General features: G+C 43.7%; 1 protein-coding gene. It reads left to right on the top strand.

Features of this window, described 5'->3' with window-relative positions:
* A partial coding sequence (locus GGD38_RS37275; RefSeq protein WP_375303974.1) for a beta strand repeat-containing protein occupies window positions 1–8,909 on the top strand: 8,909 nt, incomplete at both ends.

Raw genomic sequence — 8,909 nt, 5'->3', positions numbered from 1 at the left:
TGCGCCAACCAACTACCATACACATGGAATGGAAATACGTATAACACTGCCGGAACGTATAAGGATACATTATTAAACGCAGCCGGTTGCGACTCAATAGTTACTTTAACCCTGAATGTAAACCCAGCAGTAACCGGTTCACAAACAGCAAGAGTTTGCGCAAATCAATTGCCTTACACCTGGAACGGAAATATCTATAATGTTGCCGGAACCTATAAGGACACATTATTAAACGCAGCCGGTTGCGACTCAATAGTTACTTTAACCCTGAATGTAAACCCAGCAGTTACCGGTTCGCAAACTGCTACCATTTGCGCCAACCAATTGCCATACACATGGAACGGCAATGCCTATAATGCTGCCGGAACCTATAAGGATACTTTAGTAAATGCCGCTGGTTGCGATTCAATAGCAACTTTAACCCTGAACGTAAACCCAGCAGTTACAGGTTCACAATCGGCCACAATCTGCGCCAACCAATTGCCATACACATGGAACGGAAATACGTATAACACTGCCGGAACGTATAAGGATACATTATTAAACGCAGCCGGTTGCGACTCAATAGTTACTTTAACCCTGAATGTAAACCCTGTAGTAACGGGAACAGAATCTGCTACTGTTTGCGCCAACCAACTACCATACACATGGAATGGAAATACGTATAACACTGCCGGAACGTATAAGGATACATTATTAAACGCAGCCGGTTGCGACTCGATCGTCACACTGACTTTAAACATCAACCCTGCGGTTACCGGATCGCAAACTGCGACGATCTGCGCCAACCAATTACCATATAGCTGGAACGGCAATACCTATAATGCAGCAGGAACCTATAAGGACACCTTGGCAAATGTTGCTGGTTGCGATTCGATCGTAACTTTGACACTGAACGTTAATCCTGCAGTAACAGGTTCACAAACTGCCACCATTTGCGCTAACCAATTGCCATACTCTTGGAATGGAAATACCTATAACGCAGCAGGAACCTATAAGGATACCTTAGTAAATGCCGCTGGTTGTGACTCTATTGTTACATTAACTCTGAATGTAACACCAACTGTAAGCGGATCACAAACTGCCACCATTTGCGCTAACCAATTACCATACTCTTGGAATGGAAATACATATAACGCTGCAGGAACCTATAAGGACACCTTGGTAAATGCCGCTGGTTGCGATTCGATCATTACACTGACTTTAAACATAAACCCTGCGGTTACCGGATCTCAAACCGCAACTATCTGTGCCAACCAATTGCCATACACATGGAATGGCAATACCTACAATGCAGCTGCAACTTATAAGGATACTTTAGTAAATGCAGCTGGTTGCGATTCCATTGTTACATTAACCTTGAATGTAAGCCCAGCAGTTACCGGTTCGCATACTGCTACGGTTTGCGCAAATCAATTACCATACACCTGGAACGGTAATATCTACAATGCTGCCGGAACCTATAAGGACACCTTGGTAAATGCCGCTGGTTGCGATTCGATCGTTACACTGACTTTAAACGTAAACCCAGCGGTTACCGGTTCGCAAACAGCAACCATTTGCGCTAACCAACTGCCCTATACCTGGAACGGCAATACGTACAATGCTGCTGGAACTTATAAAGACACATTAGTAAATGCCGCTGGTTGCGATTCGATCGTAACATTGACACTGAATGTTAATCCTGCAGTAACAGGTTCGCAAACTGCCACCATTTGCGCTAACCAATTGCCATACAACTGGAATGGAAATACGTATAACACTGCTGGAACCTATAAAGACACCTTAGTAAATGCTGCTGGCTGTGATTCGATCGTTACACTGACTTTAAACATAAACCCTGCGGTTACCGGTTCACAAACGGCTACCATTTGCGCTAACCAATTGCCATACTCTTGGAATGGTAATACTTACAATGCAGCCGGCACTTATAAGGATACTTTATTAAATGCAGCTGGTTGCGACTCGATCGTCACACTGACTTTAAACATAAACCCTGCGGTTACCGGATCGCAAACTGCGACGATCTGCGCTAACCAATTACCATATACCTGGAATAGCAACACCTATAATACTGCTGGAACCTATAAGGATACTTTATTAAATGCAGCTGGTTGCGATTCCATTGTTACATTAACCTTGAATGTAAGCCCAGCAGTTACCGGTTCGCATACTGCTACGGTTTGCGCAAATCAATTACCATACACCTGGAACGGTAATATCTACAATGCTGCCGGAACCTATAAGGACACCTTGGTAAATGCCGCTGGTTGCGATTCGATCGTTACACTGACTTTAAACGTAAACCCAGCGGTTACCGGTTCGCAAACAGCAACCATTTGCGCTAACCAACTGCCCTATACCTGGAACGGCAATACGTACAATGCTGCTGGAACTTATAAAGACACATTAGTAAATGCCGCTGGTTGCGATTCGATCGTAACATTGACACTGAATGTTAATCCTGCAGTAACAGGTTCGCAAACTGCCACCATTTGCGCTAACCAATTGCCATACTCTTGGAATGGGAATACCTATAACGCTGCAGGAACCTATAAGGACACCTTGATAAATGCTGCTGGTTGCGATTCTATAGTAACTTTAACTCTGAATGTAAACCCAGCAGTTACAGGTTCGCAAACTGCCACCATTTGCGCTAACCAATTGCCATACATATGGAATGGCAACACTTACAATGCCGCCGGAACCTATAAAGACACATTAGCCAATGTAGCTGGATGCGATTCCATTGTCACATTAACTCTGAATGTAAACCCAGCAGTTACAGGTTCGCAAACTGCCACCATTTGCGCTAACCAATTGCCATACATATGGAATGGCAACACTTACAATGCCGCCGGAACCTATAAAGACACATTAGCCAATGTAGCTGGATGCGATTCCATTGTCACATTAACTCTGAATGTAAGCCCAGCAGTTACCGGCTCGCAAACGGCCACCATCTGTGCTAATCAATTACCATATACTTGGAATGGCAATACCTATAATACTGCTGGAACCTATAAAGACACTTTAGTCAATGCCGCTGGTTGCGACTCGATCGTTACGCTGACATTAAACGTAAACCAAGCAGTTACAGGTTCACAAACTGCAACAATCTGCTCCAACCAATTGCCATATACATGGAATGGCAATACCCATAACGCTGCAGGAACCTATAAGGACACCTTGGTAAATGCCGCTGGTTGCGATTCTATCGTAACATTGACACTGAACGTTAATCCTGCAGTAACAGGCTCTCAAACTGCTACCATTTGCGCTAACCAATTACCATATACCTGGAATAGCAACACCTATAATACTGCTGGAACCTATAAGGATACTTTATTAAATGCAGCTGGTTGCGATTCCATTGTTACATTAACCTTGAATGTAAGCCCAGCAGTTACCGGTTCGCATACTGCTACGGTTTGCGCAAATCAATTACCATACACCTGGAACGGTAATATCTACAATGCTGCCGGAACCTATAAGGATACTTTAGTAAATGCAGCTGGTTGCGACTCGATCGTTACACTGACTTTAAACGTAAACCCAGCGATTACCGGCTCACAAACAGCAACGATCTGTGCCAACCAATTGCCATATACATGGAATGGTAATTCCTATAATTCGGCCGGAACTTACAAAGACACATTATTCAATGCCGCTGGTTGCGATTCGATAGTAACCTTAACCCTGAATGTAAACCCAGCAGTTACTGGCTCACAAACTGCAACGATTTGCGCCAACCAATTACCATATAGCTGGAATGGCAATACCTACAATGCAGCTGGCACTTATAAGGATACTTTAGTAAATACAGCTGGTTGCGACTCGATTGCAACATTGACCCTGAATGTAAACCCAGCGATTACCGGATCACAAACTGCTAAGATTTGTGCCAACCAATTGCCATACACATGGAATGGAAACACATACAATGCAGCTGGAACCTATAAAGACACCCTAACAAGCGCTTCTGGTTGCGATTCAATAGTAACTTTAACTCTGAACGTAAACCCAGCAGTTATAGGTTCACAAACAACGACCATCTGTGCCAACCAATTGCCGTATACCTGGCATGGCAACACTTACAATGCCGCCGGAACCTATAAAGACACATTAGTCAATGCAGCTGGTTGCGATTCGATCGTAACATTGACACTGAATGTAAACCCAGCGGTTACCGGTTCACAAACTGCTACTATCTGCGCCAACCAATTACCATACAACTGGAATGGCAATACCTATAATTCACCAGGCTCTTATAAGGACACCTTATTAAATGCAGCTGGTTGCGATTCCATAGTTACATTAACCCTGAACGTAAACCCAGCAGTTATAGGTTCACAAACAACGACCATTTGCGCCAACCAATTACCTTACACCTGGAATGGTAATACCTACAATGCTGCTGGAACTTATAAGGATACTTTAGTAAATACCGCTGGTTGCGATTCTATAGTAACCTTAACCCTGAACGTAAACCCAGCAGTTATCGGATCGCAAACTGCGACGATCTGCGCCAACCAATTGCCATACTCTTGGAATGGTAATACTTACAATGCAGCCGGCACTTATAAGGATACTTTATTAAATGCAGCTGGTTGCGACTCGATCGTCACACTGACTTTAAACATAAACCCTGCGGTTACCGGATCGCAAACTGCGACGATCTGCGCCAACCAATTACCATATAGCTGGAACGGCAATACCTATAATGCAGCAGGAACCTATAAGGACACCTTGGCAAATGTTGCTGGTTGCGATTCGATCGTAACTTTGACACTGAACGTTAATCCTGCAGTAACAGGTTCACAAACTGCCACCATTTGCGCTAACCAATTGCCATACTCTTGGAATGGAAATACCTATAACGCAGCAGGAACCTATAAGGACACCTTGGTAAATGCCGCTGGTTGCGATTCCATTGTTACATTAACCTTGAATGTAAGCCCAGCAGTTACCGGTTCGCATACTGCTACGGTTTGCGCAAATCAATTACCATACACCTGGAACGGTAATATCTACAATGCTGCCGGAACCTATAAGGACACCTTGGTAAATGCCGCTGGTTGCGATTCGATCGTTACACTGACTTTAAACGTAAACCCAGCGGTTACCGGTTTGCAAACTGCCACCATTTGCGCTAACCAATTGCCATACTCTTGGAATGGGAATACCTATAACGCTGCAGGAACCTATAAGGACACCTTGATAAATGCTGCTGGTTGCGATTCTATCGTAACATTGACACTGAATGTTAATCCTGCAGTAACAGGCTCTCAAACTGCTACCATTTGCGCTAACCAACTGCCCTATACCTGGAACGGCAATACGTACAATATTGCTGGAAACTATAAGGATACTTTAGTAAATGCCGCAGGTTGTGATTCTGTTGTTACCCTAAACCTCATTGTAAACAATATCCTCAGAGACACTACCAGAGCCACTGTTTGTACCAATCAGTTGCCGTTTACGTGGAACGGGACGCAATACAATGCTGCTGGAGCCTACAGAGATACGCTCACGAGCAGCAGAGGTTGCGATTCGATTATTAATCTCATTCTGACTGTAAACAGTGTGCTCAGAGATACAACAAGAGCAACAGTTTGTACAAATCAACTGCCATACACTTGGAACGGAAATACCATTAATACTGCCGGCACTTATAGAGATACACTAACAAGCAGCAGGGGATGCGACTCTATAATAAACTTAATATTGACGGTAAACAGCGTTCTTAGAGACACTACAAGAGCGACTGTCTGCACAAACCAATTACCATATACTTGGAACGGAACGCAATACAATGCTGCAGGCACATACAGAGACACGCTCACTAGCAGAAGTGGCTGTGATTCTATTATTAATTTGATCCTGACTGTAAACAGTGTTCTTCGAGACACAACCAAGGCTACTGTATGTACCAACCAGTTGCCATACAACTGGAACGGCACGAACATCAATGCTGCAGGCACATACAGAGACACGCTCACTAGCAGAGCTGGTTGTGATTCTATTACCAATCTCATCCTGACGGTAAATAGTGTGCTGAGAGACACCACTAGAGCGACTGTATGTACCAACCAATTACCATACAATTGGAATGGAACCAACATTAACACTGCTGGCACCTATAGAGACACGCTCACTAGCAGAAGTGGCTGTGATTCTATTATTAATTTGATCCTGACTGTAAACAGTGTTCTTCGAGACACAACCAGGGCTACTGTATGTACCAACCAGTTGCCATACAAGTGGAATGGCACGAACATCAATGCCGCAGGCACATACAGAGACACCCTCACTAGCAGAAGTGGCTGTGATTCTATTATTAATTTGATCCTGACTGTAAACAGTGTTCTTCGAGACACAACCAGGGCTACTGTTTGTACCAACCAATTACCATACCGTTGGAATGGTATTAATATAAATGCCGCCGGCACATATACAGATACGCTCACTAGCAGAGCAGGTTGTGATTCTATTATTAATTTGATCCTGACTGTAAATAGCGTTCTCAGAGATACAACCAGGGCTACTGTATGTACCAACCAATTACCATACAACTGGAATGGAACCAACATTAACACTGCTGGCACCTATAGAGACACGCTCACTAGCAGAGCAGGTTGTGATTCGATCATTAATTTGATCCTGACTGTAAACAACGTTCTCAGAGACACAACCAGAGCTACTGTTTGTACCAATCAGTTGCCATACAACTGGAATGGAACCAACATTAATGCAGCAGGCACATACAGAGACACGCTCACGAGCAGAGCTGGTTGTGATTCTATTATCAACCTCATCCTGACTGTAAACAGTGTGCTCAGAGATACAACCAGAGCCACTATCTGCACAAACCAATTACCATATTCCTGGAACGGAACGCAATACAATGCTGCGGGCACTTACAGAGATACGCTCACTAGCAGAGCTGGTTGTGATTCGATCGTCAATTTGATCCTGACCGTAAATTCAATCTTGAGAGATACCACAAGGGCAACTATTTGTACTAATCAACTTCCTTACAACTGGAATGGCACCAACATTAATGCAGCAGGCACATACAGAGACACCCTCACCAACAGCGCTGGTTGTGATTCCATTATTAATCTCATCCTGACTGTAAACAGTGTGCTCAGAGATACCACCAGGGTTACTGTATGTACCAATCAATTACCATATCGCTGGAACGGCACGAACATCAATATAGCTGGCACATACAAAGATACGCTCACAAGCAGAAGTGGCTGTGATTCCATAATCAACCTCATCCTGACAGTAAACAGTGTGCTCAGAGACACCACCAGGACTACCATCTGTACCAATCAACTGCCATACACTTGGAACGGAAATACCATTAATACTGCTGGCACTTATAGAGATACACTCATTAGCAGAAGCGGTTGTGATTCTATTATCAACCTCATCCTGACTATAAACAACGTTCTCAGAGATACAACCAGGGCTACTGTATGTACCAACCAATTACCATACAACTGGAATGGAACCAACATTAACACTGCTGGCACCTATAGAGACACGCTCACTAGCAGAGCAGGTTGTGATTCGATCATTAATTTGATCCTGACTGTAAACAACGTTCTCAGAGACACTACCAGGGCTACTATTTGTACTAACCAACTGCCTTACAACTGGAATGGCACGAACATCAATGCACCTGGCACATACAAAGACACGCTCACTAGCAGAGCAGGCTGTGATTCTATTATCAACCTCATCCTGACTATAAACAGTGTGCTCAGAGACACTACCAGAGCCACTGTTTGTACAAATCAACTGCCATACAACTGGAATGGAACCAACATTAATGCAGCAGGCACATACAGAGACACGCTCACGAGCAGAGCAGGTTGTGATTCGATTATTAATTTGATATTGACTTTAAATTCAGTATTGAGAGATACCACCAGGACAACCATCTGTACCAACCAACTGCCTTACCGCTGGAATGGTACTAATATTACTGCCGCAGGAACTTACAGAGACACCTTGACCAGTAGAAACGGTTGTGATTCTATTACCACTCTAATCCTGACTGTAAACAGTGTGCTCAGAGATACAACAAGAGCAACCATCTGTACAAACCAATTACCATATCGTTGGAATAGCACCAACATTAATGCAGCAGGTACTTACAGAGATACCCTCACTAGCAGAGCAGGTTGTGATTCGATCATTAATTTGATCCTGACTGTAAACACCGTGCTCAGAGATACAACAAGAGCAACCATCTGTACAAACCAATTACCATATCGTTGGAACGGCACCAACATTAATGCAGCAGGTACTTACAGAGATACCCTCACTAGCAGAGCTGGTTGTGATTCGATCATTAATTTGATCCTGACGGTAAACAACGCACTCAGAGATACAACAAGAGCAACCATCTGTACAAACCAATTACCATATCGTTGGAACGGCACCAACATTAATGCAGCAGGTACTTACAGAGATACCCTCACTAGCAGAGCTGGTTGTGATTCGATCGTCAATTTGATCCTGACGGTAAACAACGTACTCAGAGATACCACCAGGGCTACTGTTTGTACTAACCAACTGCCATACAACTGGAACGGCACGAACATCAATGCAGCTGGCACATACAGAGACACACTCACTAGCAGAGCAGGTTGTGATTCTATTATTAATTTGATCCTGACTGTAAACAGTATTCTTAGAGATACTACTAGGGCTACTATTTGTACCAACCAATTACCATATCGCTGGAATGGTATTAATATTACCGCCGCAGGTACCTATAGAGATACGCTCACTAGCAGAAGCGGTTGTGATTCGATCACTAACCTCATTCTGACTGTAAACAATGTATTACGCGATACAACTAGGTCCACCATCTGTACCAATCAACTGCC

Source organism: Niastella sp. OAS944 (genome assembly GCA_024809215.1).
In the GTDB taxonomy this organism is placed as follows: Bacteria; Bacteroidota; Bacteroidia; order Chitinophagales; family Chitinophagaceae; genus Niastella.
This window is presented reverse-complemented; position numbering and strand designations above follow the sequence as displayed.